Raw genomic sequence first — 25,065 nt, forward strand, 5'->3', positions numbered from 1 at the left:
GCGGCCATTGTGCCGGGGCTGCCTCAGCCCGCCACCCTGCCGAGCCAGTCCAGCATGCCGCGGACCTCCCCCGCCGCCGGGTGGTGCGGCCCGTGGCGCCGCTCCAGGTCGGCCAGCAGCCCGGTCAGCACCTCCCGTGCCGCCGCCCGGTCCCCGGTGGACAGCAGCAGGCCGCCCGCCCGGCGCCGGACGTCCAGCGGCAGGTCGGGGTCGCCGCCCGCCGCCCGCTCCGCCCACGGCAGCAGCGCCCGGTACTCGGCGAGGGCGGCCACCGGGTCCCCCAGCTGCTCCACGCACTGCGCCGCCTCGTAGCGGAACCGCAGCACCTGCGGGTCCGCGGGCCCGTACGCCTCGGCGCGCTCCCGGGCGAGGAGCCGCAGCTCCGGGAGCGCCTGCCGGTACCGGCCGTCCTCCAGCAGGGTGGCCGCGTACTGCTTGCGCAGCAGGTGCACCACCGGCGACCGCTCGCCGTGTTGTGCCGCCGCGGCGGGGACGAGGTCGCCGAGGACGCCCACCGCCTGGGTGATCCGCCCGGCGTCCAGCAGCCGCCGCACCTCGTCGACCGCCTCCGCCACACCCCCGGCGCCCGCCGGGCCCCCCGTCGCGCCGACGGCGCCGCCGCCCCCCGGGCCGGCCCCCGCCGCTCCCGGGGCCGCCGGACCGCCCGGGGGCGCCGCGCCGGCGCCCGCCGGCGCCGCGGTCCCCGGCCGGTCGGGCCACGGCGCGTGCGGGCGCAGGAACGGCCGGGTCGGGTCCATCGGCCCGCTCCCCCCACGCCCGGCGGCCCCGCCGGGCGCCGGGAGCAGTCCGGCCAGCGCCCCGTACACCTCCCAGGCGTCCGCCGGCCGGTCCCCCGGGTCCTTCGCGAGCAGCCGCAGCACCAGCGCCTCCAGCGGCCCGGGCACCTCCGGCCGCACCTCCCGCAGCGGCACGGGCGGTTCGTACAGGTGCCGGTGGAGCACCCCCAGCGCGGTCGAACCGGCGAACGGCACGGTGCCGCTGAGCAGTTCGTGCAGCAGCACGCCCAGCGCGTACAGGTCGGTGCGCGGCCCCACCGCGCCGCCCATGGCCTGCTCGGGCGCCATGTACGCGGGGCTGCCGACGGGCGCCCCGGTCCTGGTCAGCCGGGTGCCGTCGGCCTCGAGGACGGAGGCGACGCCGAGGTCGAGGACGGTGAGCGTGCCGTCGGGCCGCACCATCACGTTGCGCGGCTTCAGGTCGCGGTGGACGACCGGCACGGCGTGCACCGCCGCCAGGACCGAGCACAGCTGCGCCCCCACGGCGACCGCCCACGGCCAGGGGTAGGGGTCGTGCTCGGCGAGGTGGTCGGCGAGGTCCGCGCCCTCCACGTACTGCATCACCAGGAAGAGCTCGTCGCCGTCGCTGCCCGCGTCGTGCACGGTGACCAGGCCGGGGTGGTCGACCCGGGCGGTGACCCGGCACTCGCGGGCGAAGCGCAGGCGCAGCTCCTCCGCGTCCTCGCCGCCTGCGGCCACCCGGTCGGCGCGGACCAGCTTGACGGCGACCCGCCGGTCCAGCGTCCGGTCGTAGGCGGTCCAGACCTGGCCCATGCCGCCCTGTCCGACCACCGTCGCCAGCTCGTAGCGGCCCGCCACGACCCGTCCGCTCAACGCCCCTCCTGCTCGCGCAGGTAGGCGCTCAGCTCGTCCAGCTCGGCCCGCACCCGGTCGATCCGGCCGCCCTGCGGCGGCACCGCGGGCGGGGGCGGCGTCGCGTCCGCGAGCGGCGAACCCGGCAGCGGTGAACCCGGCGGCGGCGAGGCGGGCGGCGGCGAGGCCGGCGCCGGCGCCTGCCCGGTCCGGGGACCGCCCGGTGCGCCGCCGGCGTCCGCGGCGCGGGGGGTGCCGGGGGTCCGGAAGGCGTCCGGCGCGTACGGGGCGCCCGGCGCGTACTGGGCGTCCGGCGCGTACGGGGCGCCCGGGGTGTACGGGCCGCCGTACGCGCCCCCGGGGGTGTACGGCCCGGCCGGCGGGTACGGGGCGTAGCCCGGGTGTGCCCAGGCGCCGCCCGCGGGCGACCGCCTCGGCCGGGTGTCGGCGTACAGGAACCACGCCGCCGAACCCGCGCCGAGCAGGAGCAGCAGCGCCACGCCGGTGTTGGTCTGCCAGTCGTTCTCGTCCTGGGTGTACCCCGCGAGCACGAACGCGCCGGTGGAGGCCGCCGCGACCGCCGAGAACGCCCACCAGTCCGCCGCACGCTGCCGCACGAGGGCCAGCCGCAGCAGGGGGACCCACGCCAGGATGCCGAGCGACGCCAACGGCACCGCCGCGAGCAGCACCCGCAGGACCACCGCCGCCACCGCCGCCGCGCGGCTCCGGGGCCGCTCCGCCCACAAAGGCGGGGGAGGAGGACCGAAGGACATGACTGCTCCTGCTGGTCGGCGGCGCACGCGGCGGTGGCGTGTGCGGTGGTGACGTGTGCGGCGGGTCCGGGCGGGCGCCGCCCGGCGGTGGCGGTGCCCGGTCCGGTGGGGCCCGGTCCGGCGGTGGTGCCCGGTCCGGCGGTGCTCAGTCCGGGCGGACGCTGCCGTCCGCCAGCCCGTCGTACAGCCCCCGGACGAGCTGCCCGCCCAGCTCGCCCGCGAGCCGCAGGGCGGCCTCGAAGGCGGCCAGGGTCCGGAAGCGCTCACTGTAGCGGCGCTGCTCCCCGAGCGGGAGCCGGGGAAGCTGCAGCCGCCGCACGTCCAGCCGGGTCGCGGCCGTGGTGTAGCTGCTGGCCTGCCTGGTGTTGGCGCTGCCGCGCAGGAACCCGGCGACGAACCAGGGGTCCAGCGCCTCCGGGTCGCACCGCAGCAGGTGGACGCCGCGCCCCAGGGCCGCGCCGTCCAGGGCCGCGTCGGCGACCCGCGCCACCCCGCCCCGGCCGAGCACCGGCACCACCACGTCGCCCTCCCGCACGAGGACCGGCTCCTCGGCCGGGCCGTCGGGCAGCGTCCCGCTGGGGGCGGTGCCCGCCACGACGTCGTGCTCGGTGAGCACCCGCGGCCCGCCCCCGCCGGGGGCCGTGCCGCCGCCCCCGGCCCGCATCACCAGCGCCCCGTCCCGGGCGAGCTGCCCGACGGTGGTCACCGGCCACCGCGCCGGTCCGGCGGGGGGTGCCTGCGGGGCCAGTTCGGAGGTGCGCAGCAGGGCCGCCGTGAGCCGGTCGCGGACCCCGTCCAGCCCGTCGGCCCCGCCGTCCCGCGGCGGCGGCAGGTGCCGGGCCGGCGCCAGGTCGACGTCGTCGTCCAGCAGGCCGATCACCGGCAGGACCCGGCTGACCCCGGGCCGCTCGGCCCCGGCGCCGCCGGCCTCGAACGCGTGCCAGGCGTCGAGCACCGCCGACCGCACCGCCTGCCACGGCTGCCGCCCGCCGTCCCCGGCGGGCAGGGCGCCGGCGTCGACGACCAGCAGCCGCGGGTCGGCGGCCGCGCCCGCCGGGGGCCGCCGCAGCACCCACAGGTGGAGCGGGATCGCGTGCGGCGGCGCGGCCCCCGCGGGCAGCGCGACCACGGCCCGCAGCACACCCCGGCGCAGCAGGTCGGCGCGGATCCGCCGCCCCGACCTGCGGGAGGCGACCGCGGGGGGCAGCAGCAGCACCGCGACCCCGCCGTCCCGCAGCCGGGCGAGGGCGTGCTGCACCCAGGCCAGTTCGGACTCGGCCCGCGCGGGCAGCCCGTACTCCCAGCGAGGGTCGTAGGCGAGCTCCTCGTGGCCCCAGGCGCGCTCGTTGAACGGCGGATGGCACAGCGCCGCGTCGGCCGCCAGGCCGGGGAAGGCGTCGTGGCGCAGGCTGTCGCCGACGTGCACCCGGACCTGTCCGGGCCCGTGCAGGGCCAGCCGCAGGGCGGTGAGGGCCGCCGCCTGCGGGTCCGACTCCTGCGCGTACACGGCGTCCGGCGCGCCTGCCGCGCGCAGCAGGGCGCCGGTGCCGGCCGCCGGGTCCAGGACGGCGGCGGCGGGCCCGGCCAGCGCGGCCATCAGCTCCGCGGTGCCGGCGGGAGTCGCGGAGCCGGCCCGGGGCCCGGTGTCCGGCAGCCGGCCCAGCAGGAACTCGTACGCCTGGCGGGGGCCCAGCTCGTCCGCCAGCGAGGCCGCGCCCCGCAGCAGCGGCAGCCGCTCGGCGTACCCGTCGACGGGCACCGGGTGGTCCGGGCCCAGGCGCTCGGCCAGCACCTCGGCGACGGCCGGTCCGAGCCCGTCGCGCACCGCCGCCGGGCCGCTCCACTCCCCGGGCCGCTCCTGCGCGAGCAGCAGGACGGCCCCGGCCCGGGCGAGGGCGGCCGCGGCGCCGGCCGGGTCGGCCAGGAGCTGCTGCCCCACCTGCTCGCGCAGGGGGACGCTGGTGAGCTTGCCGCGGCGCAGGAGCCACGCCTCGACCTCGGCGGCGTCGAAGGCCGGGCTGGTGTCCGTGCCGCCCACCGGGCGGGGGAAGTCCGCGTGACGGCGCCGCCAGTTGCTCACGGCGGCGCGCCCCACGCCGGCGAGGCGGGCGATGCCGCCCGCGGTCACCTCGGTCCTGTCCGGCACATGTCCCCCTGTCACCTGCGGTCGCCGCGATCATAGCGACCCCGCGTGTTCACGGCGTGTAAAACTTCCAGAGAAATCAACAGTGTTGACTCGGTTAACAAAGCCATGCTCTGATGGCTTCGCCCCACCGCCTCCACCGTCCCCGAAGGAGAACCACCATGGGCCGCCGCACCCGCAGCACCCTCCTCCTGGCCGCCGCCTGCGGTGCCGCCGTCGCGCTCACCGCCTGCGGCCCGGGCGGCGCGGGCGGCGGGAGCGCCTCCGGGGCGCCCGCCGCGGCCTCCCCCGCGCCGTCCCCCACGGGCCTCGCCGACCTGGGCGCGCAGCAGATAGCCGCCAGGGCCTCGGCCGCCATGAAGTCCCTCCACTCCGTCACCGTGGACATGAAGGGCGCGCCCGGCGGGGACGTCCCCGGATTCCACATGCGGATGGACACCAGGGGCGACTGCGCCGGCACGCTGGACCTGGGCAAGGGCGGCGCCGAGCTGGTCAAGGCCGGCCGGACCGTCTACCTCAGGTACGACGAGGCCTTCTGGAGGTCGCAGGGGAAGGACGGCGCGGCGGCCGCCCGGTACCTCCACGGCCGCTGGGTCAGGATCCGGAGCACCGACTCCGACTACAAGGACATGGCGTCCATGTGCGACCTCCGCGACCTCCTCGGCGGGTTCGACGAGGACACCGCCGGCATGAGGAAGGGCGCCCGCACCACCGTCGGCGGCAGGGCCGCCGTCGTCCTGAGCGGGAAGGACGGCAAGGCTACCGAGACCGCGTACGTCGCGACGGAGGGCAGGCCCTGGGTGCTCCAGCTGGTGTCCACGGGCGGCGGCGACGACGGCACCGTCCGCTTCAGCGGCTTCGACCGGCCCGTCGCCGCCCGGGTGCCGGCGGCGAAGGACGTCACCACCCTCGGCTGACCCCGCGGCGCCCCGCCGGGCCCCGCGCCCGACCCCGGCCCGGCCCTGTCCGGCGGGCCCGGACCGGCGGGCGGAGGACCACCGCCGGGCGGCGCACCCGTCGGCGGACGGGTGCGCCGCCCGGCGGCGGAGAGGGATGCTGGAGCGGTACCCGCACCCCCGTCCGCACCCCGCCCGAGGTGGAAGCGCATGGCAGAGCACCTCCCGCCCGCCCTCGAAGCCCTCCTGGGCTCCGCCCGCACCGCGGCCCTGGCCACCCTCAAGCGCGACGGCCGACCGCAGCTCTCCAACGTCAGCTGCACCTGGGACCCGGCCTCGTGCACCGTCCGCATCTCCACCACCGACGGCCGGGCCAAGACCGCCAACCTGCGCCGCGACCCGCGGGCGAGCCTCTACGCCACCACCCCCGACTTCGGCGCGTACGCCGTCGCCGAGGGCACCGCCGAGCTGACCCCGGTCGCCGCCGACCCGCACGACGCGGTCGCGGACGAGCTGGTCGAGGTGTACCGGCTCATCCAGGGCGAGCACCCCGACTGGGAGGAGTACCGCGCCGCGATGGTGGCCGACCGGCGGCTGGTGGTGCGCCTCCGCGTCGACCGCCTGTACGGCTGGGCGCCGGTGGACGCTCCCCGGACAGATGATTAGTATCTCTAAATATGTATGAGGCTCATGACTCCGCCGGAGAACAGCCCGCCCCCGGCTGGCTGCGCCGCCTGACCGGTTACTGCCGCCCCTACCGGCGCAACGTGCTGCTCTCCTTCGGCGCCTCACTCGCCGGCATGGCCGTCACCGCCGTCGTCCCGCTGATCACCCGGCTCATCATCGACGACGTCGTCACCGCCCACACCCGCCCCCTCACCCCCTGGGCGGCCCTGCTCGTCCTCGCCGCCGTCGCCGTCTTCGGCCTCACCTGGGTCCGCCGCTACTACGGCGGGCAGCTCGCGCTCGACGTCCAGCACGACCTGCGCACCGACCTCTTCCGCTCCCTCACCCGCCTCGACGGCGTCCGCCAGGACCAGCTGGACACCGGCCAGGTCGTCGGCCGCGCCACCTCCGACCTCCAGCTGATCAACGGCCTGCTGTCGATGCTGCCGATGATGACGGGCAACCTCCTGCTCTTCCTCATGTCGGTCGCCGTCATGCTGTGGCTCTCCCCGCTGCTCACCGTGGTCGCCCTGGTCATGGGCCCCGCCCTGTGGTGGTTCGCGCAGCTCAGCCGCAAGCGGCTGTTCCCGGCCACCTGGGCCGCCCAGCAGCAGGCCGCCGCCGTCGCCGGCGTGGTGGACGGGGCCGTCACCGGCGTCCGCGTCGTCAAGGGGTTCGGCCAGGAGGAGCAGGAGCTCGGCCGCCTGGAGCGCGCCTCCCGCCGCCTGTTCGCCTCCCGGCTCCGCGCCGTCCGGCTCAACAGCCGCTACGGCCCGGCCATGCAGGCCGTCCCCGCCCTCGGCCAGGTCGCCGTGCTGGCCCTCGGCGGCTGGCTGGCCGTGCGCGGCCAGGTCACCCTCGGCACCTTCGTCGCCTTCTCGTCCTACATCGCCCAGATGACCGGCCCCGTGCGGATGCTCACCATGCTCCTCACCGTGGGCCAGCAGGCCAGGGCCGGCGTGGAGCGCGTCCTCCAGCTCATCGACGAGCGGCCCGTGGTCACCGAGCGGCCCGGCGCCCACGTCCTCACCCCCGCCGAGGCCGACGCCGACGCCGACGACGGCACCCCCGCCCTCGCCTTCGACCACGTCACCTTCGCCTACACCGGCACCGGCACCCCGGCCGGGGACGGCGACGCCCCGGAGCCGGTCGTCCGGGACCTCACCCTCCGCCTCGCCCCCGGCGAGACCGTCGCCCTGGTCGGCGCCTCCGGCTCCGGCAAGTCCACCGTCGGCATGCTGGTGCCCCGCTTCTACGACGCCACCGCCGGAACCGTCCGCGTCCACGGCCACGACGTCCGCGACCTCACCCTGGACTCCCTGCGCGCGGCCGTCGGCATCGTCCCCGAGGACAGCTTCCTGTTCTCCGAGACCGTCCGCACCAACATCACCTACGGGCGCCCCGACGCCACCGACGCCGAGGTCGAGGCCGCCGCCCGCGCCGCCCAGGCCGACGGCTTCATCGCCGCGCTGCCCGACGGGTACGACACCGTCGTCGGCGAGCAGGGCCTCACCCTCTCCGGCGGCCAGCGCCAGCGCATCGCCCTGGCCCGCGCCATCCTCACCGACCCCCGCATCCTGCTCCTGGACGACGCCACCTCCGCCGTCGACGCGCGGATCGAGGCCGAGATCCACGACGCCCTGCGCAGCGTCATGCGCGGCCGCACCACCCTCCTCATCGCCCACCGCCGCTCCACGCTGCAGCTCGCCGACCGCATCGCCGTCCTCGAACGCGGCCGCCTGGTGGACCTCGGCACCCACGAGGAGCTGCAGGAGCGCTGCGCCCTGTACCGGACGCTGCTCACCGACCCGGACGCCATGGCCGCCGACGTCCGCACCGCCGACCCGGCCGCCGGCACCCCCGCCGCGGCCGACGGCCACGCCCCGGACGGCGTCACGGCCCCGGACGGCCACGCCCCGTCCCCCGAGGGCCACGCCCCGGACGGCGTCGCCGCCCCGGACGGCCACGCCCCCGGCGCCGCGTCCCCCGACGGCCGCGCCCCCCGCGGCACGGTCACCCCCGCCCTGTGGGACCGCGAGCGGTACCCCGACACCGACGGCGACGACGACCCCGCCGCCACCGCCGCCCGCGCCATGGCGGCGGCCGGCTCCGGCGGCCCCGTCTCCCGCAACCTCGGCTCGCTGCCCGCCACCCCCGACCTGCTCGCCAAGGTCGCCGCCCTCCCGCCCGCCGCCGACACCCCCGACGTGCCGGCCGGGGAGGCCCGCGCCGCCGACCCCGACTTCACGCTGCGCCGCCTGCTCAGCCCCTTCCGCCGCCCCCTCGCCGCCGCCCTGCTGCTCGTCGCGGTGGACGCGGCGGCCGGCCTCGCCCTGCCCGTCCTGATCCGCCACGGCATCGACGACGGCGTCAGCAAGGCCGCGGTCGGCGGCGTCGCGGCGGCCTCCCTGGCCGCCCTCGCCGTCGTGCTCCTCGACTGGCTGGTGCAGACCGCCGAGACCCGGCTGAGCGGGCGCACCGGCGAGCGCGTCCTGTACGTCCTGCGCGTCAAGATCTTCGCCCACCTCCAGCGGCTCGGCCTGGACTACTACGAGCGCGAGCTCGCCGGCCGGATCATGACCCGGATGACCACCGACGTCGACGCCCTCTCCACCTTCCTGCAGACCGGTGTCGTCACCGCCGTGGTCAGCCTGCTGACCTTCTTCGGGATCTTCGCCGCCCTGCTCGTCATCGACGCGGGGCTCGCCCTCGTGGTCTTCGCCGTGCTGCCCTTCCTCGTCGGCGCCACCCTCGTCTTCCGCCGCAAGTCCTCGGCGCAGTACACCCTGGCCCGCGAGAAGGTCTCCACGGTCAACGCCGACCTGCAGGAGAACACCGCCGGCCTGCGGATCGTCCAGGCGTTCCGCCGCGAGGACGTCAACGCCGACCGCTTCACCGCCCGCAGCGACGAGTACCGCACGGCCCGCATCCGGGCCCAGCTCTACATCGCGCTGTACTTCCCCTTCGTCCAGTTCCTCTCCAGCACGGCCGCCGCCCTCGTCCTCATCGAGGGCGCCCGGCGGGTCGACGCCGGCACCCTCACCACCGGCGCCCTGGTCGCCTACCTCCTCTACATCGACCTGTTCTTCTCCCCGGTGCAGCAGCTCTCCCAGGTCTTCGACGGCTACCAGCAGGCCGCCGTCGGACTCGCCCGCATCCGCGACCTGCTGCGCACCCCCACCAGCACCCCGCCCGCCGCGGCCCCGCTCCCGGTCACCGGGCTGCGCGGCGAGGTCCACCTCGACGACGTCCACTTCGCCTACGGCGGCGGCGGCGCCACCGTGGACGGGCCGGCCACGGCGAACGGGGCGGGCGCGGGCGGCCCGGGCCGCGGCGGGCGCAAGCCCGAGGCGCTCACCGGCATCTCGCTGCGCATCCCCGCCGGGCAGACCGTCGCCCTGGTCGGCGAGACCGGCGCCGGCAAGTCCACCCTGGTCAAGCTGGTCGCCCGGTTCTACGACGCGACCGGCGGCGCCGTCCGCGTCGACGGCACCGACGTGCGGCACTACGACCTCGCCGGCTACCGGCAGCGGCTCGGCGTCGTCCCGCAGGAGGCCCACCTCTTCGCCGGGACCGTCCGCGACGCCATCGCCTACGGCCGCCCGGACGCCTCCGACGCCGAGGTCGAGGCGGCCGCCCGCGCCGTCGGCGCCCACGAGATGGTCGCCCGCCTCCCCGGCGGGTACCTGCACCGCATCTCCGAGCGCGGCCGCAACCTCTCCGCGGGCCAGCGCCAGCTCCTCGCCCTGGCCCGCGCCGAACTCGTCGACCCCGACATCCTGCTCCTCGACGAGGCGACCGCCGCCCTCGACCTCGCCACCGAGGCCGCCGTCAACCGCGCCGCGGACCGCCTCGCCGGGCGCCGCACCACCCTGGTCATCGCCCACCGCCTGACCACCGCCGCCCGCGCCGACCGGGTGGTCGTCCTCGACCGCGGCCGCGTCGTCGAGGACGGCACCCACGACGCCCTGCTGGCCGCCGACGGCACCTACGCCCGGCTCTGGCGGGCCTTCACGGGCGAGGAGGACGAGGCCGACGCCCGCCGGCTGCCCGCCCCCGTGCGCTGATCCGCCCCCCGCCCCGCACGACGACCCCGTCCGGCCGCGCCCGACCCCTCCGGGGGCCGGGCGCGGCCGGACGCGCACGAGCCGCCGCTCCGCCTGCCGGACGGGCCGCGCGCCCCCTCCACGTCCCCTCCCCGGGTCCCCTCCGCCTCCACCCGCCCTCCTCCCGGCCCTCCCGCCCCCTCCTCGGAACCCGCCCCGCGCGCCCCTGAACCGAACCGCGCGCCGGGGCGTACGAGAGGCGACCGACACGGCACCCGCGCGGTGCACCGTCCGCCAGTACCCGGCAGCCCTGCTCTTCCCGCAGGCTCCCGCCGCCACCGAGGAGGCCTGATGCGTATGCGTACGCCCAACCGACCGCCGACGGACGACCGAAGGCCGTCCCGCGGCGGCCCCGGACAGTCACGGCTGCTGCGGATGCTGGCCGTCGGCCTCGTCGCGGTGGTCGTGCCCCTGTGGGTGTACAAGCAGGGCGGCGGCAGCACCCCGGCCGCGCAGGCCGTCGCCTCGGACAGCCTGCCCGCGGGCACCGTCCAGACCGCCTTCGGCCCGCTCACCCCGGACGAGCGGACCTTCGTCACCAAGGTCCGGCTGGCCGGGCTCTGGGAGCTGCCCAGCGGCATGATGGCGCAGACGCACACCACCAACCCGTCCGTGCACGTCGCCGCCCAGCACCTGATCGACGGCCACAAGAAGCTCGACGCCCAGACCCTCAAGATCGCGGCGGAGCTCGGGATGGGCCTCCCCAACCAGCCGTCCGACCAGCAGCAGGGCTTCCTCCAGCAGGAGCAGGCCGCGCAGGGTCCGGCCTTCGACCGCACCTTCGCCCAGCTGCTGCGCACCCAGCACGGGATCATCTTCGGGGCCATCGCCAAGATCCGGAACAGCACCCGCAACACCCTGGTCCGCCAGCTCGCCGACAGCGCCAACAACACCGTGCTGGACCACATCACCGTGCTGGAGAGGACCGGCGTCGTCGACTTCGACTCCATCGCCGCGGCCGCCACGCAGCCGCCCGCGCCGCCGGCCCCGCTGCCGCCCGGCGTGGCCGTGGGCCAGGCACTCCCCGTCACCCAGCTCGCCAACGCCTGGGCCGCCAGCAGCGGCGCCGCGGGCGTCCCCGCCGCCGGCACGGTCCAGGGATCCACCCAGCAGCAGTCCGGCCAGGTCGGGCAGCCCGGCCAGCCCGGACAGGTCGGGCAGCCCGGACAGGTCGGACAGGCGGGCCAGACGGGCCAGGTCGGCACCGGCGTCCAGATCGGGCAGGGCGTCCAGAGCGGACAGGGCGGACAGGGCGTCCAGGGCGTCACCGGCACCTCCACCGGCACCACGACGGGCTCCACCGGCGGCTACTGACCCCGCCCCGACCTGCCGACCGGCCGACCCGCCCCTCACCACCGGCCACCCGCCGGCGGCCGTCCTCCTCCCACCGCCACCCACCGTTGAAAGGGAGAGTGCTTCGACGATGTTCGGGACCTCCGACCCGCAGACGCCGGCCCCGCGCAGCGCGCACCGGTTCCGCCGCACCCGCCGCACCTGGACAGCCCTCGCCGTCGGCCTGGCCGTGGCCGGCGGCGGCCTCGCCGTGGTCAACCAGACCGCCCTCGCCCACACCTGGCGCTACGGCTCCGGAACGCCCGTGGCAGCCGCCTCCCCGGCCCCCTCCGCCACGGGCGTCCAGAACCAGAGCAGCCAGGTCGGCCAGGGGGGCCAGGCCCAGGGCGGCCAGGCGCCGAACGGACAGGCCCAGAACGGCCAGAACGGCCAGAACGGCGGCGGCGCACAGAACGCCTCCCCGCTCTCCCGGCGCGACTTCACCGACATCACCAGGGTCGGGCCCAACGTCAGGGAGCCCCGCACCCGCCGCGGCGGATCACGCGGCGTCTTCTTCTCCCGCTGCGGCGTGAGCGACCACAACAACCCCGACAACTTCATCGTCGCCCCGGGCGTCTCCAACGGCGCCCACCACATGCACGACTACGTCGGCAACAAGACCAGCGACGGCTTCTCCAACGACCAGACCCTCGCGGCCGCCGGCACCACCTGCGTCCGCAACGACCGCTCCGCCTACTTCTGGCCGGTCCTGCGGCTGCGCAACAACGTGCAGGAGGCCGACGCCAACGCGCCCGGCGGCGGACAGGACCAGAACGTCGGCCAGATCCTCAAGCCCGCCGCGGTGAGCCTGCAGTTCCGCGGCAACCCCGTCGCCAAGGTCGTCCCGATGCCCCGCTTCATGCGCGTCATCACCGGCGACGCCAAGGCGGTCACCAACGGCACGGCCAACGCCAGGGCGCAGTGGACCTGCAGCGGCTTCACCGACCGCCGCCTCTCCGACACGTACCCCGTGTGCCCCGGCGGCCGCCGCACGATCCGGGTCCTGGACTTCCCCAGCTGCTGGGACGGGAAGAACACCGACAGCGCCAACCACCGCACCCACGTGGTCTTCCCCGACCCGCGCACGGGACGCTGCGCGGCCGGCCTCAAGCCGGTGCCGCAGCTGCGGATGGTCCTCTCCTACAACGTCCCGCGCGGCCAGGTCTTCGCGCTCGACACCTTCCCGGAGCAGCTCCACAAGGCGGTCACCGACCACGGGGACTTCGTCAACGTGATGTCCGACCGCCTGATGCGCGCGGTGGTGGGCTGCATCAACGCCAACCACCGCTGCGCCTGACCCCGGGCAGCCCGGACAGCCGAACGGCCGGGCAGCCGGGCCGCACGGCGCACCGGCTCCCCGGTGCCGGGCCGCGGCCGCTCCGCTGCCGCCGCAGCGGAGCGGCCGCCTCCGTACCAGGGGGGCGGCCCCCGTCGCGCCGCGCGCCGGGGGCGACCGCCACCCGGTACCCGGTACCCGGTACCCGGTCTCCCGACCTCCCGGCCCGGGCCCCCGGCCGGCCCGGCGTCCTCAGCAGGAGACCAGCGCCGCCAGCAGCGGCGCGGGGTCCGCGCCCTGCGGCAGGTCGCTGACCTGCCCGTCGCCGACCTCCACGACCTGCCAGCGCCCGTCGTCCTCCCGGACCGCCAGGTCGGTCGTCACGAACCGGCACCCCAGCGCGTGCACCAGCGGCCGCACCGCCCCCAGGTCGGGATCGGCTGCCGGTGTGCCCCCGGCGAGGACGGCCGCGTCCGGATGCGGCGTCACCAGGGCGGCCTCCCCGTCCACCCACCACACCCGCCACTCCTCGGCCCGGCCCCCGCGCAGCCGGTACCGCTCGAAGCGGCGCAGCACCACGCCCCCGGTCAGGAACTCCCCCTGCAGCTCGACGAACCGGGACACCACCCGGTGCAGCGCGGCCGTGTCCGCCAGGTCCGGGACGAAGCAGGCCTCCTCCCACTCGTGCTTGCGGGACTTCACGAAGTCCTTCACGACCGCCGGTCCCGTACCGCCCAGCCGGCGGGCCGCGGCGGCCAGCTCCTGCGGCGGCGGCACCGCCGCACCCGGCAGCCAGGTGCTCTGCGGCGTGGCCCCCTCGAACGCCCCGTACCAGCCGGGGAGTTCGTGCGCGGCCGTGTACCCGGCGGGCGTCGTCAGCAGCGTGCAGCCCCGCGCGGCCAGGGCCCGGGCCAGGGGCGTGTAGGCCGCCGACGGGACCATCCAGCCCCGGTACCAGGCGGCGGACGGTCCGCGCGGCACCCGGCGCACCGCCGCCTCCGCTTCACCGGCCAGCAGCGCGTCGTGGTCCACGAGCGCGGTGTCGCCGCCCAGTTCACGGACCACCTCCGCCTCGCCGGCGAAGTGTCCGTCCGTACGGTGCGGCGCGAGGGGGTCGCAGGGCAGCAGGATCACCGGAGCGGTCACCCGGCCAGCGTAGGCCCCGGCCGTCTCACCCGGTCCCGGCTTCCGCGCACTCCGCCCCGGCGGCCTCCGTACCGTCAGCACCCTTACCGGTCACGTCGTGCGCCGCCGAATCCGTCGGCCCGGCCGGTCCGGCAGGTCCGGCCGGCCCCGCCGTGCTTCCGTCCGGGCGCCAGTCCTCCGGGGCGAGGTCCCGGTCGTGCACGGCGCCGGGGTCCACCACGGCCGACAGCTCCGCACCGCGCAGCCCCTCGCACGGCAGTCCGGTGGCGGCCAGCAGGACCGTCGTCGCCACCGGGACCGCGATCGCGGGCCGCCACTCCGGCAGCACGACGAAGGACGTGTCCGCGCCCACCCGGACCACCCGCGCCCGCAGACGCCGCCGCTCCACCGCCGCGGGCCGCCCCGGCACGGACCCCCCGGACACCGCGGCCCCCGCCCCGGCGGCACCGGCCCGGCCGCCCCCGGCCGCCTCCCCGGACGCCGCGCCGGCCGCCTCCCCGGTCGGCGGGGCGGCTGCCCGCACCCGCCCCGGACGCCGCCGCGGCGCACCGCCCAGCACCACCCCGGCCTCGCGCAGCAGCCGCCGCACCTCGCTCTGCGCCCGGTGCGACGCCACCGCGAGGTCCTTCACCCGCGCGCCGTCCTCGTACGCCGACCTGAGGTCTGCGGCGAGACGGGCACGCGCGGCCACGTCCGCGGGCTGCTGGCCGGACTCTTCGACGGCGGTCATGGGGCGGGGTCCTCCGGTCTGGGATTCCGAAGATCATCCCCCATGCCCGTCACCGCGCACCAGGGGACCCGTCGCAACGGACCCCGCGCCCGCTCCCCGTCGGCCGGCGGCGGACGGGGATGCGGATACCGGACGCCCGGCTTGAACGCGGCTGCGCCGGGTGCCCGGTGCAGCCGTGCTTTTGTGATCGACATAACAACTTCGACAGGGACGATCAAAAAAAGCCAGAACAAGACAGTTGTGGTCTGAGGGGCGTGCGCGACCCTGTGTCCACGTGTCGCGGCCCGCCGCTCCGATCCCATCGGATCCGTGCGTCGGCCGTCGGCGCGGAGCCGCATCCGCACAGGCCAGGAGCACCGCACGCGATCCGTGCGGGGCTGCCTGCCGCCCGGTTCCCACAGTGAGGTGGAACATGGCGCACGACCGCACCAGACCGAACAGAAGAGCCCTGGTCCGCACCTGGGCCGTCGTATGGGTGGCGGCGGCCACCCTGTTCGGCGGAGGGGTGATGGCCGCCGGCACCGCCCAGGCGAGCACACAGACCGACTACGTCGCCCTCGGCGACTCCTACAGCGCGGGCGTCGGGACCAGGACGTACGACCTGGACAGCACCTGCCAGCGGTCATCGAAGTCGTACCCCGCCCTGTGGGCGTCCCGCTACGGCACCCAGAGCTTCTCCTTCACCGCCTGCACCGGGGCCACCACCCAGACCGTCCAGAGCAGCCAGCTCGGCCCGCTCAACAGCGGCACCGACCTGGTGACGATCACCGCGGGCGGCAACGACGCCGGCTTCGCCGACGTCGTCACCGCCTGCCGCACCAGCAGCGACGCCGACTGCTTCGGCAAGCTCGACAACGCCGAGTCCATCATCCGCAACACCCTGCCGGGCCGACTGGACAGCCTGTACGGGGCGATCCGCAGCAGGGCGCCCTACGCCCGGGTCGTCGTCCTCAGCTACCCCCAGCTGTACGAGACCGGGAGCTGCTTCGGCGGGATCGCCCTCAACCGCCGCCAGCGCATCGACGACGTCGGCCTCATCATGAACTCCACCCTCCGGGACCGCGCCCAGGCGGCCGGCTTCACCTTCGCCGACGTCGACGGCAGGTTCGCCGGACACCGGCTGTGCTCCGGCACCCAGTGGCTCAACGGCCCCTCCATCCCGCTGTCGGACTCCTACCACCCCAACGTCGACGGCCACGCCTCGGGCTACCTGCCCACGCTCAGCGCACTCGTCCAGTAGCCGCGGCCCGCGCACGGCGCGGCCTGCGACGCACCCTTGCGGAGTCGGAACCGACGGGGTGCACCCCAGCCGGCCCGCTCCTGCCCCCACGGGCAGGGGCGGGCCGTTCCGCACCGGCCTCCCGGCCCGCGGGCGGCCCCCCGCGCCGGCCACCGGGAGCTCCGCCCGGCCCCCGGCCCGGCGGCACTCCCCTCCTTCGGACCGGACCCTCTGGGGCCGGATTCCGGCGTGACCGGTCCTCAGGTGCCCTTCTGCGAAGTCCAGCCAATGACGGCGAGGAGAATTATCATTCCCGCTTATGGAGATCAGGCAGTTGAAGTACTTCATCGCCGTGGCCGAGGAAGCCAACTTCACGCGCGCCGCCCAGCGCGTGCACATCAGCCAGCCGGGCATCAGCGCCCAGATCCGCCAGCTCGAGAACGACCTCGGGGCAACCCTGTTCGACCGGTCGGGCCGCGGCGCCGGCCTGACCGCGGTCGGCGAGGTCGCGCTCGCCCACGCCCGGGAGGTGGTCGCCGCGGCGCAGTCGCTCCGCCGGTCGGTCGACGAGATGAACGGGCTTGTCCGGGGGAAGCTCGTGGTGGGCATGGTCACCGCCTGTACCGTCACCCCGCTGTTCGACGCGCTGTCCGCCTTCCACCGTGCGCACCCCGGTGTGGAGGTCAGCCTGATCGAGGACGACTCCGACAGGCTCGTCGGGCACGTCCGCGAGGGCAGGGCCGACATGGCGCTGATCGGTGCGGCCGGCGGACCGCCGGCGGGACTCGACGGATGGCCGATCATCACCGAACCCGTCGTTGCAGCCGTCCCCGCCGGCCACCCGCTCGCCGAACGGGGCCGGATCCCCCTCGCCGAACTTGTCGGCCACCCGATCATCTGCCTGCCGCAGGGCACCGGCGTCCGCGCGGCTTTCGACCGGTCGGCCGCCGCCCTGGGCCTCACCCCGGCCGTCGCCCTCCAGGCGAGCGCTCCGGGCGCGGTGGCCGCGCTGGCGCTGCGCGGCCTCGGCGTGGCCGTGCTCTCCGAGTCCATGGCCGCCCGGTACGAGGGGCTGCGGACCGTCCCCATCGCCGACGCCGGAGTCCCGGCCGTACTGGCGCTCATCACCGCGACGACCGGGAGCCCTGCACTCCGCGAACTGCTGGCGTACTGCCGCCGGTTCTTCGGGGAGCCGCAGCCGGCGGGAGCGGCCCCGCTGGGCGGCCTGGCCGCCGGGTAGGGGCGGCCCGTCCCGCGCCGCCCCCACCCGGGCCCGGGGCGAGCCCCGGGCGGCCTCAGCCCTTCGCGGCCACCGGCGACGGCCCGGGCGTCTCCGGTGCCGGGGCCGGGCCGGGCTGCGGGGCTGCCTGGAAATCGGCGGCGCGGATCAGCACCAGGGCCAGCACCCCGCCGACCAGGGCCAGGGCGGCGGAGATGGTGAGCAGAGCGTTGATGCCGTCCGCGAAACCGTCCGCGGCGAGCTGCTCGATCCTGCCGTGGTACCGCTCCGGGACCGACTGCACCGCCCCGGCCAGGTCCCCGGCCCGGACCCGGGCGGCGAGCTCGTCGCTGCGGGCCGCCAGGCCGGGCACGCCGCGCAGTCCACGGTGGAACCGGTCGGTCACGACGGCGGCGAAGGCCGAGCCGAGGACGGCGACGCCGGCGCTCACCCCCAGCTGGCGGAACGTGCCGTTCACGCCCGAGGCCATGCCGGAACGCGAGAAGTGGACCACGCCCACCGCGGTGGAGGCCAGTGGCGGGTTCACGAGACCGGCGCCGATCCCGCCGAGCACCAGGCCGGGGAGGAAGTGGGTCCAACCGGTCGACCCGGTCACCCGGCCCATCAGCAGCAGGGCGGTACCGACCAGGAGCAGGCCGACGCCGATCAGGCAGCGGGGCTGGACCCTGGCGCTCAGCCGGCCCGCGACCAGTGAGGCGACCAGCATCGACAGGGAGGCGGCGAGCAGCCGCAGCCCGGTCTGCAGCGAGGAGTACCCCAGCGCGTCCTGGAAGTGGATCGCCAGGAAGAGGAACATCGCGAACAGCGAGCCGTTCATCGCGAAGGCGGCCACGGACCCGCCCACGAAGGTCGGGATCCGGAACAGCCGAAGGTCGAACATCGGCTCTCCGACGATGGCCTCGACGCCGAGGAAGGCCGCCAGCAGGACGCCGCCGACGACCAGTCCGATCACCGCGCCGGGATCGCTCCAGCCGGCCTCGCCGGCACGGATGAGCCCGTACACGAGGGTGGCGAGGCCGCCGGTGAGAAGCACGAAGCCCGGCAGGTCGAGCCGTCGGGCGGACGGCGACCGGGACTCGTCCGCCCGCAGCGCGACGACGGCGGCGACCGCGACGCCGATCGGGATGTTGATCAGGAAGACGCCTCGCCAGCCGACACCGCTGGAGATCAGGCCGCCGAGGACCGGCCCGGCCGCCGAGGCGACGCCGGTGACCATGCCCCACACGCCGAACGCCGATCCGCGCTCCCTGCCCTCGAAGCTGCCTGCGATCAGGGCGAGACCGGTCGCGAACATCATCGAGCCGCCGACGCCCTGCAGGAGCCGTGCGAGCACCAGCATCAGCGGTGACTGAGCTGCGGCGCACAGCAGGGATGCAGCGGTGAAGACGGCCACTCCGACGGTGTAGAGCCGTCTGCGCCCGAACCGGTCGGCCAGCGTGCCGGCGGTCAGCAGCAGGGAGGCCAGGCTCAGTGCGTAGGCGTCGACCACCCACTGCACGTCGGAGAGGCCGGCCCCCAGGTCCCGCTGTGCGTCGGGCATGACGACGTAGACGATCGTGGTGTCGAGCAGGAGCATGAAGGTCCCCCCGCACACTCCCAGCAGCGTCCACCATTTCTTCTCCATCTGCGTTCCTTCCGTTGAGCGGGGCGGGGGCGGCCGAGGGGCAGGCCGCCGGGGGCGCGACCGCCGCGTGCCGGGACGCCGCGCCCGGGGCCGGTGATGTGCCGAAGGGCTGACCGCGTCTCCGGGGACTCCTGCCACCGACGGGCCTCCGAGGCACGGACCGTGTGCACCCGGTCGGCGCTCCGGCCGAACCCCGAGCGGATGGACCGGGGTTGCGCACGTCGGCCCCGGAAGGCGAGCGCGTCGGGCCAGGTCGCACCGCGGTTCCTTCGGGAGGGCCGACGGCAGTCGGCACCCTGGGCACGGCCGGGGCTCCCCAGCCGCCTCCCCATGGTCGCGAGACCCCTGCCAGAAGTCCAAGGATGAGAATCGATCAATTCCAGAAGCTGAAGTTATGAAACGTGCCGCAGGCCGGCCTGCGGGCACGACGTCCCCGGGACACGGCGGACGCTGCCGGCATGCTTCCGGGGACGGCGGCGCAGCACGCCACGGCGAGCCGGGCGCCGGGCAGAGGCGGCTCACGGCCCGGCCGGACCCGGATGGCCGGCCCGCACGGCTTCCGCCCGAACCGCCGGGCACCCGGCACGGAGCGGCACCGCGTTCGGAGCGGTCGTACGGAGAAGGCGCCGTCGGGCGGAGAAGGGGCCGTCGGGCGGAGAAGGGGCGGCGCCGGTCGGGCGTACGGTGCGGCGTACCGGCCGGACCTGGCCCCACCGAGGCGGCGGGCCCCTGCTCCCGCCCGTCAGTCCTGACCCGCGGTCCGGGACCGGAAACCCGCTTCGACAGAGGGAGGTGCCTCGGCGCCCGTGGACGTCATGATTCCGACCCCGGTCTCCTCCCGTCCCACCACGCACAGCCGGGTGCCGGGGGTCAGTCGTCCGGGAGGAGTGCTTTCCGGAGGCCTTCGGGCGACAAGGGCCGGGCCCTGTGCCGGGGTGGTGCCGGGCGGCGCAATGGCGACATCGTCGCTGAGCATGTCGATCTCGCTGTCCGTCCGGGGCGGGGCAGACGTGCCGCAGGACCGGTTCCCGGTCGGTGCCTCGCAGCCACGGCAGGCATGCATCCCGGGGTCAGTGCTGCTGCGGGGGCTGCCCGTACCCGCCCTGCGCGTACGGGTTGCCGGGCTGCGGCTGTCCGTAGGGCTGGGGGTACTGCTGCTGGGGCGGCGGGTAGCCGCCCGGCTGCGCCTGGGCGGGCCAGGGCTGCGGCGGGTACGGCGGCGCGGTGCCGGGGTGGCCGCCGCCCGGGCCCTGCGGCCCGCCGGGACCGCCCGGGGGCCGGCGCCGGCCGCGGGACACGGCGGCGATCACCACGATGACGACGACGAGCAGGGCGACGCCTCCGGCCGCGATCCCGATCAGGGCGCCGGTGGACAGGCCGTCGTCCTGGGCGGCGGTCGCACCGGGCCCGTTCCCGGAGGGCGCGGGCGCGCCGGACTGCGGCTTCGTGCCGCTGCCGGCCGAGGTGCCGGGCGCTGCGGCCCGGGGGAGGGGGCCCTCCTCGGGACCGGGCGGGATGTCGGCGGTCAGGGCCTTGTAGGGGCGGATGATGCCGTAGCCGTAGTGGGGGTCCGGCAGTTTGCGTCCCTTGAGCTCCTCAGGCACATATGCCGTCTTGACGAGCCGGTTGACGACCTGCCCGGCGGTCAGGTCGGGATACTTGGCCCGGATCAGCGCTGCCGCAGCCGAGACGAAAGCTGTGGCGTCCGAGGTTCCCGTCCCTGATCCGTAGCCACTTGCGGTGGCTGTCGTAGCAGAGGTCACGTCTACTCCGGGTGCGGTCAACGCCAAATAGGGCCCGTAATTGGAATCCCGCCAAACCCTGAGCCCCTTGTCCACCGCTCCGACGGCCACAACCCCAGGAAGTGCTGCCGGAAAGTTTTCCTGACTGCTCGCCTCGTTGCCCGATGCCGCGATGAGAACCACGTCGTGTCGCTGGGCGTACGCCACTGCTTCTCGAAGATCGGGCGGCTCTTCGACACCACCGATGGACATGCTGATGACTGAAGCGCCATGGTCTACAGCGTAATGAATGGCCCGCCCTGTACCGTTGGTCCCATCAGCGCCGAACTTTGCAACCGGCAGGATTTTGACACCAGGTGCCAGGCCGACAACACCGTCGGAGTTGTTCGGTCCGTGCCCATGGCCGGCGATGATGCTGGCCATGCTCGTCCCGTGCTTCTCCGGGTCGTAGTCCTTCCTTCCGTCGCCGCCGTGTCTGGCGTCTGTCCCAGGAAGGATCTGGCCCGTAAGATCCGGGTGGGATGCGTCGATTCCCGAGTCGATAACAGCGACCTTCACCCCGGATCCGGTCGTGATCCTCCAGATGTTCTGGACATTGAAATCCTTCAACGGCCACTGCATTTGAAGGTCTCTGATGTTGTCTGCGTGGGCGGCGGGCGCGCCGACGAGTGCGACGGCGCCTGCGAGCAGTACCCCGGTCAGTGCCCGCAGTGTTCGTGTGGGCTTCATGCGGTGCTTCCTTCCCTGTGCAGGCCAGTGGCCCCACGCGGTGCGCGCGGGGCCACTGCCGACGTTCTGCTCCGGCTCGCGGCGAGCCCGGTTCATTCGATCACGGGCGGGTTCACCGGGCCGTCTCCGCCGGTCCAGGTGTCCTCGTCCTCGACCAGGTAGTCAGGACGACTGCCCCGCTTGTCCTTCTTGCGCTGGCCCCCGGCCCCCGCCCCGGGCATCGCACCACCGTTCCGGCCGTTGGCGGACGCGTTGCCGCGGTTGCGGCCGAGACCGGAACCACCCTCGGTGAAGGCGCCACCGGCACGCTTGCCGTCTGCGCCGATCATGCCGCCGCCGCGTCGCGCCAGTCCGCTTCCGCGCGAGCCGGCTCCGGTTCGGCCGCCACCCATGCCCGACATGCCGCCCATGCCTCCGGCGCCGGTTCCGGTACGGCCCTGCCCGGCGGCGGAGCCACCGCCTGTCCCTGTGCGACCCGCAGTCGTACCGCCTCCGTACCCGTTCCCTGTACGGCCGCCGGTCGACGATGTGCTGCTGCCGCCTCGTGCCCTGCCGTATCCGCCGCCGGGCAGACCTCCGCCGATGTACCCACCGCCGGAACCGACGCCTCCGCCGGCGGACCCGCCGCCGTATCCGCCGCTGCCCGATCCGCCGCCTGTCCCGGAGCCGATGCCACCCGGGACCTGAGTGCCCGGTGTGGTCGAACCGCCGCCGTGGCTGTCGATGCCTGTGTGGGAGGGCGGCTGTGTGTCGATCCGGTGGTCCCCGCCCGGAGGCGCCGTTCCCCCTCCGGGCGGAGTGCCGTGGGTCTGGTGAATCCCGATGTCACCGTTACCGGTGTGTGTGCCGTCGCCCACCGAGTTGGGATCGCGATAGGTCGGACGGGTGCTTACCCGGCGATCGCCGCTTTCGGTGCCCCCGCCGATACCGCGAGGACTTTTCGGGGCGGGGCCGACGTCACCGGGCGAATTGATCCTTTGCTTCGGCGGCGACGGGATCGGGTTGAGGTGTCCTTTGCCGGACGAGTCCGGCGGAACCATCACGTTGCTGGCGGCCTTGTACTGCGGCGCCAGCCGCTCCATCACCGCGATGGCCTGCTGGTGCCGCTCCTCCAGGAGCGACAGGCTGCCCGAGTTCCTCTGCACCGCCGCGTCACGGTCCATGCCGGCGGCGACGTCGGCGCGGAACTGCGTGTCGCTCCGGCTGCCGTCGCCCAGCTTGTCCTTGGCCTTCTCCCACGTGCTGGGCACGTGGATGGAGGCCATCTCGGTCTTGGCCGTCTGGAGGGACCGGCTCGCGTACCTCAGCGCGTGGGAGGTGTTCTCGGCGTGGAGGCCGGTGTTGCTGATGCTCTCCTGGAGGACGGCCGAGCGCTGGGCGAAGCCGTCGGCGGCCGAACCCTCCCAGTGGGCGGCGATGTGGTCCGTGGCGGCCTTGAGCTCCCGGGCGGCCGCGTCGAGCTCCCGCTTGACGCTCATCCAGTGGTCGGCGACCTCGTCCATCCGCTCGGGGCGGCTGTTCTCGACCATCTGCTTGATCGGGATGAGGTCCCAGTGCTCGAAGTTGGTGATCCCCGCACGGGTGGTGCCCATCGGGACGTCGACCCTGTCGCTCATCAGGCCAGCCTCGATCCGGACTCGGGCTGCGCGCCGCCGCTCATGGCCGTCCGGATGCTGTACTCGCTCTCGCGGTACGAGTCCGTCACGGCCTTCGTCTTGCCGCCGAAGTCGTCGATCATCGCCTCGAGCTTCCTGATCAGCTCCTCGAGGGACGCCTTCATCCGCGTGTGCGCCCCGTGCAGCTCGTGCGCCTCGGGGAAGTCCCACCCGACGTCCGACGCCGCGAGCACGGTGTTGTACGTGGCCTTGCCGGCCGTCTCGCCGAGGTTCCTCTGCAGGTTCCTCAGCCTGGTGACGACCGCCTCCAGTTCGTCCGTATTGACCCGGTAGCCGTTGGCCACTGCGCGTCCCCCTGCCATCGCTGGTTCCCCGTCAACGTCAGCTGCCCCACAGCCCGGGGCCGGACGATCCTATCCCGTCCCGATCTGACAGGAACACTGCGCCATTGCCGCCCCGGACGGCCGGTCAGCGGTCCGGGAGGAGGTGCACCCGGTCGAAGCGCCGGGCTATGGTCCGGCCCCTGGGGCTGCGTGCCAGGTGGACCCGGCCCATGCCGCCCGCCCCGGGCCGCGCGACCAGGCGGCAGGCGCCGGGACGTGCCGGATCCGCTGCCTCGAGGGGCTTCATCGCGCTGTCGCTGCCTTCCGTGGCGTGGTGCGGGAGGACTGGCCGCGCGGTACGTGCCCGGAGAGCGTCGTGGTGCCCGGGCCGCCGCCGACAGGCGCACCGGGCGGTTTCCCCGCGTCCGCCGGGTCCGCGACGGGCGTCCCGCTGCTACCGTCCTCCGAGGGAAGGCTGTTGACGTCCGATCAGCCGGGGGGCGGCATGCGGGGAAGCCGGGACGGACAGGACGGCCGGAGCCGGCAGGACGGCCGGGACCCGTCCGCCGCCGACGGCGGGCACCAGACGCAGGCGCCGGCGCCCGGCCCGGACCCGGGGCCGCCTCTGGTCGGCACCCCGGACTTCAAGGCCGACGCCCACGCCCGCTACGCCGCCCTGCGGGCCCGCGGTCCCGTGCACCGGGTGCGGTTCGCCCGCGGCCTGGAGGGGTGGCTGGTGGTCGGCCACGACGCCGCCCGCGAGGCGCTGCTCCACCCGGCCCTCGGCAAGGACACCGCCCCGGCCGAGGCGGCCCTGGAGGCCGCCGGCTACCTGTCGAACCGGCCCGGCGTCGGCCTGGGCGGCAACATGCTGACCGCCGACCCGCCCGAGCACACCCGGCTGCGCCGCCTGGTCGCCGGGGCGTTCACCCCGCGCCGCACGGAGGCGCTGGCGCCGCGCGTCCGGGAGATCGCCGACCGGCTCGTCGACGCCTTCGCCCCGCTCGGCGAGGCCGACCTGGTGGCGTCCTTCACCGCCCCCCTGCCGATGACCGTCATCTGCGAACTCCTCGGCGTGCCCGAGGAGCAGCGCGACGGCTTCCGCACCTGGTCGCAGCAGGCGCTCGGCAACCCGCCGTCCGCCGCCCGCGAGGGCGCCGCCGCGCTCAGCCGGTTCCTGGCCGACCTGCTCGCCGCCAAGCGCGCCCGGCCCGGCGACGACCTGCTCTCCGCGCTGGTGGCGGTGCGCGACGAGGACGACGGGCGGCTCTCCGACACCGAACTCGTCGGCACGGCCGTCCTGCTGGTGGTCGCGGGCCACGAGACCACCGTCAACCTGCTGGGCAACGCCCTGATGGCGCTGCTGCGCCACCCCGGCCAGGCGCGCCTGCTGCGCGAGCGGCCGGAGCTGCTGCCGGGTGCGGTGGAGGAGTTCCTGCGGTACGACGCCCCGGTGGAGCTCACCCCGCAGCGGTTCGCCGCTGCCGACGTCGAGCTGGGCGGGTGCCTCATCCGCCGCGGCGACATCGTGCAGGTCGCCCTGACCTCGGTGGGCAGGGACGGGTCCGGTACCGGCACCGCCGACCCGGACGCGCTGGACGTGACCCGGGACGCCGCCCGCCACCTCTCGTTCGGCCACGGGATCCACTACTGCCTGGGCGCCCCCCTGGCCCGCCTGGAGGCCGCGGTCGCGCTCGGCACCCTGCTGCGCCGCCTCCCCGGCCTGGAGGCGGCGGTCCCCCTCGACGAGGTGGCGTGGATCCCGTCGGGGATCATGCGCGGACCGGTGGCGCTGCCGGTGCGCTTCACCCCGCAGCCGGGCGCCGCCCTCCCCGGGCAGGCCGCCGCCCCGGACGCGCGCGTCCCGGACTGAGCCGCGCCCGGCACACGGCGG

General features: G+C 75.7%; 17 protein-coding genes. 8 read left to right on the top strand and 9 right to left on the bottom strand.

Features of this window, described 5'->3' with window-relative positions:
• Positions 1 to 23: 23 nt before the first annotated feature.
• From LO771_RS13310 to LO771_RS13320, 3 genes are all read right to left on the bottom strand, one after another.
• The gene (locus LO771_RS13310; RefSeq protein WP_304944803.1) at positions 24 to 1,631 is read right to left on the bottom strand and encodes a serine/threonine-protein kinase; all 1,608 of its coding nucleotides are present in this window, start codon (positions 1,629 to 1,631) and stop codon (positions 24 to 26) included.
• Positions 1,628 to 2,383 carry a hypothetical protein gene (locus LO771_RS13315; RefSeq protein WP_230651876.1) on the bottom strand — a complete coding sequence of 252 codons (756 nt, stop codon included), beginning with the start codon at positions 2,381 to 2,383 and terminating at the stop codon, positions 1,628 to 1,630. The genes LO771_RS13310 and LO771_RS13315 overlap by 4 nt, the downstream gene beginning before the upstream one ends.
• 145 nt (positions 2,384 to 2,528) lie before the next feature.
• Positions 2,529 to 4,529 carry an N-6 DNA methylase gene (locus LO771_RS13320; protein WP_230651881.1) on the bottom strand — a complete coding sequence of 667 codons (2,001 nt, stop codon included), beginning with the start codon at positions 4,527 to 4,529 and terminating at the stop codon, positions 2,529 to 2,531.
• 158 nt (positions 4,530 to 4,687) lie between these two features.
• Here LO771_RS13320 and LO771_RS13325 point away from each other — a divergent pair, with 158 nt between their 5' ends.
• The 5 genes from LO771_RS13325 (at position 4,688) to LO771_RS13345 (ending at position 12,823) form a co-directional block, all read left to right on the top strand.
• A complete protein-coding gene (locus LO771_RS13325; protein ID WP_230651884.1) occupies positions 4,688 to 5,443 on the top strand; it encodes a hypothetical protein in 756 nt (251 codons plus the stop codon).
• Positions 5,444 to 5,632: 189 nt separating this feature from the next.
• Positions 5,633 to 6,088, top strand: a complete 456-nt coding sequence (locus LO771_RS13330; RefSeq protein ID WP_230651888.1) for a PPOX class F420-dependent oxidoreductase — start codon at positions 5,633 to 5,635, stop codon at positions 6,086 to 6,088.
• Positions 6,089 to 6,099: 11 nt separating this feature from the next.
• Complete coding sequence (locus LO771_RS13335) at positions 6,100 to 10,155, top strand: ABC transporter ATP-binding protein (RefSeq protein WP_230651891.1); 4,056 nt, start codon at positions 6,100 to 6,102, stop codon at positions 10,153 to 10,155.
• 330 nt (positions 10,156 to 10,485) lie between these two features.
• Positions 10,486 to 11,508: a DUF4142 domain-containing protein gene (locus tag LO771_RS13340; protein WP_230651894.1), complete on the top strand. Its 1,023-nt coding sequence runs from the start codon at positions 10,486 to 10,488 to the stop codon at positions 11,506 to 11,508.
• 109 nt (positions 11,509 to 11,617) lie between these two features.
• Positions 11,618 to 12,823 carry a DUF1996 domain-containing protein gene (locus LO771_RS13345; RefSeq protein WP_230651897.1) on the top strand — a complete coding sequence of 402 codons (1,206 nt, stop codon included), beginning with the start codon at positions 11,618 to 11,620 and terminating at the stop codon, positions 12,821 to 12,823.
• 231 nt (positions 12,824 to 13,054) lie between these two features.
• Here the strand turns inward: LO771_RS13345 and LO771_RS13350 are convergent, their stop codons facing one another.
• Together LO771_RS13350 and LO771_RS13355 are read right to left on the bottom strand one after the other, a co-directional pair.
• The gene (locus tag LO771_RS13350; RefSeq protein ID WP_230651900.1) at positions 13,055 to 13,948 is read right to left on the bottom strand and encodes an ATP-grasp domain-containing protein; all 894 of its coding nucleotides are present in this window, start codon (positions 13,946 to 13,948) and stop codon (positions 13,055 to 13,057) included.
• A gap of 25 nt (positions 13,949 to 13,973) precedes the next feature.
• On the bottom strand, positions 13,974 to 14,678 hold the full coding sequence (locus LO771_RS13355) for a helix-turn-helix domain-containing protein (protein ID WP_230651903.1): 705 nt from the start codon (positions 14,676 to 14,678) through the stop codon (positions 13,974 to 13,976).
• A 412-nt stretch (positions 14,679 to 15,090) separates the two neighbouring features.
• Here LO771_RS13355 and LO771_RS13360 point away from each other — a divergent pair, with 412 nt between their 5' ends.
• Together LO771_RS13360 and LO771_RS13365 are read left to right on the top strand one after the other, a co-directional pair.
• Positions 15,091 to 15,918: an SGNH/GDSL hydrolase family protein gene (locus LO771_RS13360; protein ID WP_230651905.1), complete on the top strand. Its 828-nt coding sequence runs from the start codon at positions 15,091 to 15,093 to the stop codon at positions 15,916 to 15,918.
• A 298-nt stretch (positions 15,919 to 16,216) separates the two neighbouring features.
• Positions 16,217 to 17,137, top strand: coding sequence for a LysR family transcriptional regulator (locus LO771_RS13365; protein ID WP_230651907.1), 921 nt, complete (start codon positions 16,217 to 16,219; stop codon positions 17,135 to 17,137).
• Positions 17,138 to 17,192: 55 nt separating this feature from the next.
• Here the strand turns inward: LO771_RS13365 and LO771_RS13370 are convergent, their stop codons facing one another.
• The 4 genes from LO771_RS13370 to LO771_RS13385 form a co-directional block, all read right to left on the bottom strand.
• Positions 17,193 to 18,761, bottom strand: coding sequence for an MFS transporter (locus LO771_RS13370; protein WP_230651910.1), 1,569 nt, complete (start codon positions 18,759 to 18,761; stop codon positions 17,193 to 17,195).
• A 1,070-nt stretch (positions 18,762 to 19,831) separates the two neighbouring features.
• The gene (locus tag LO771_RS13375; protein WP_308188897.1) at positions 19,832 to 21,328 is read right to left on the bottom strand and encodes a S8 family serine peptidase; all 1,497 of its coding nucleotides are present in this window, start codon (positions 21,326 to 21,328) and stop codon (positions 19,832 to 19,834) included.
• A complete protein-coding gene (locus LO771_RS13380) occupies positions 21,325 to 22,848 on the bottom strand; it encodes a WXG100 family type VII secretion target (protein ID WP_230651913.1) in 1,524 nt (507 codons plus the stop codon). Before LO771_RS13380 ends, LO771_RS13375 begins: the two co-directional genes overlap by 4 nt.
• Positions 22,848 to 23,210 carry a hypothetical protein gene (locus tag LO771_RS13385; protein WP_230651916.1) on the bottom strand — a complete coding sequence of 121 codons (363 nt, stop codon included), beginning with the start codon at positions 23,208 to 23,210 and terminating at the stop codon, positions 22,848 to 22,850. Before LO771_RS13385 ends, LO771_RS13380 begins: the two co-directional genes overlap by 1 nt.
• A gap of 439 nt (positions 23,211 to 23,649) precedes the next feature.
• Here LO771_RS13385 and LO771_RS13390 point away from each other — a divergent pair, with 439 nt between their 5' ends.
• Positions 23,650 to 25,044 (top strand): cytochrome P450, encoded by a 1,395-nt coding sequence (locus LO771_RS13390; RefSeq protein ID WP_230651919.1) that lies wholly within the window; start codon positions 23,650 to 23,652, stop codon positions 25,042 to 25,044.
• Positions 25,045 to 25,065: the final 21 nt, after the last annotated feature.

The sequence above is a fragment of the Streptacidiphilus sp. ASG 303 genome, from assembly GCF_020991365.1.
GTDB lineage: Bacteria > Actinomycetota > Actinomycetes > Streptomycetales > Streptomycetaceae > Peterkaempfera.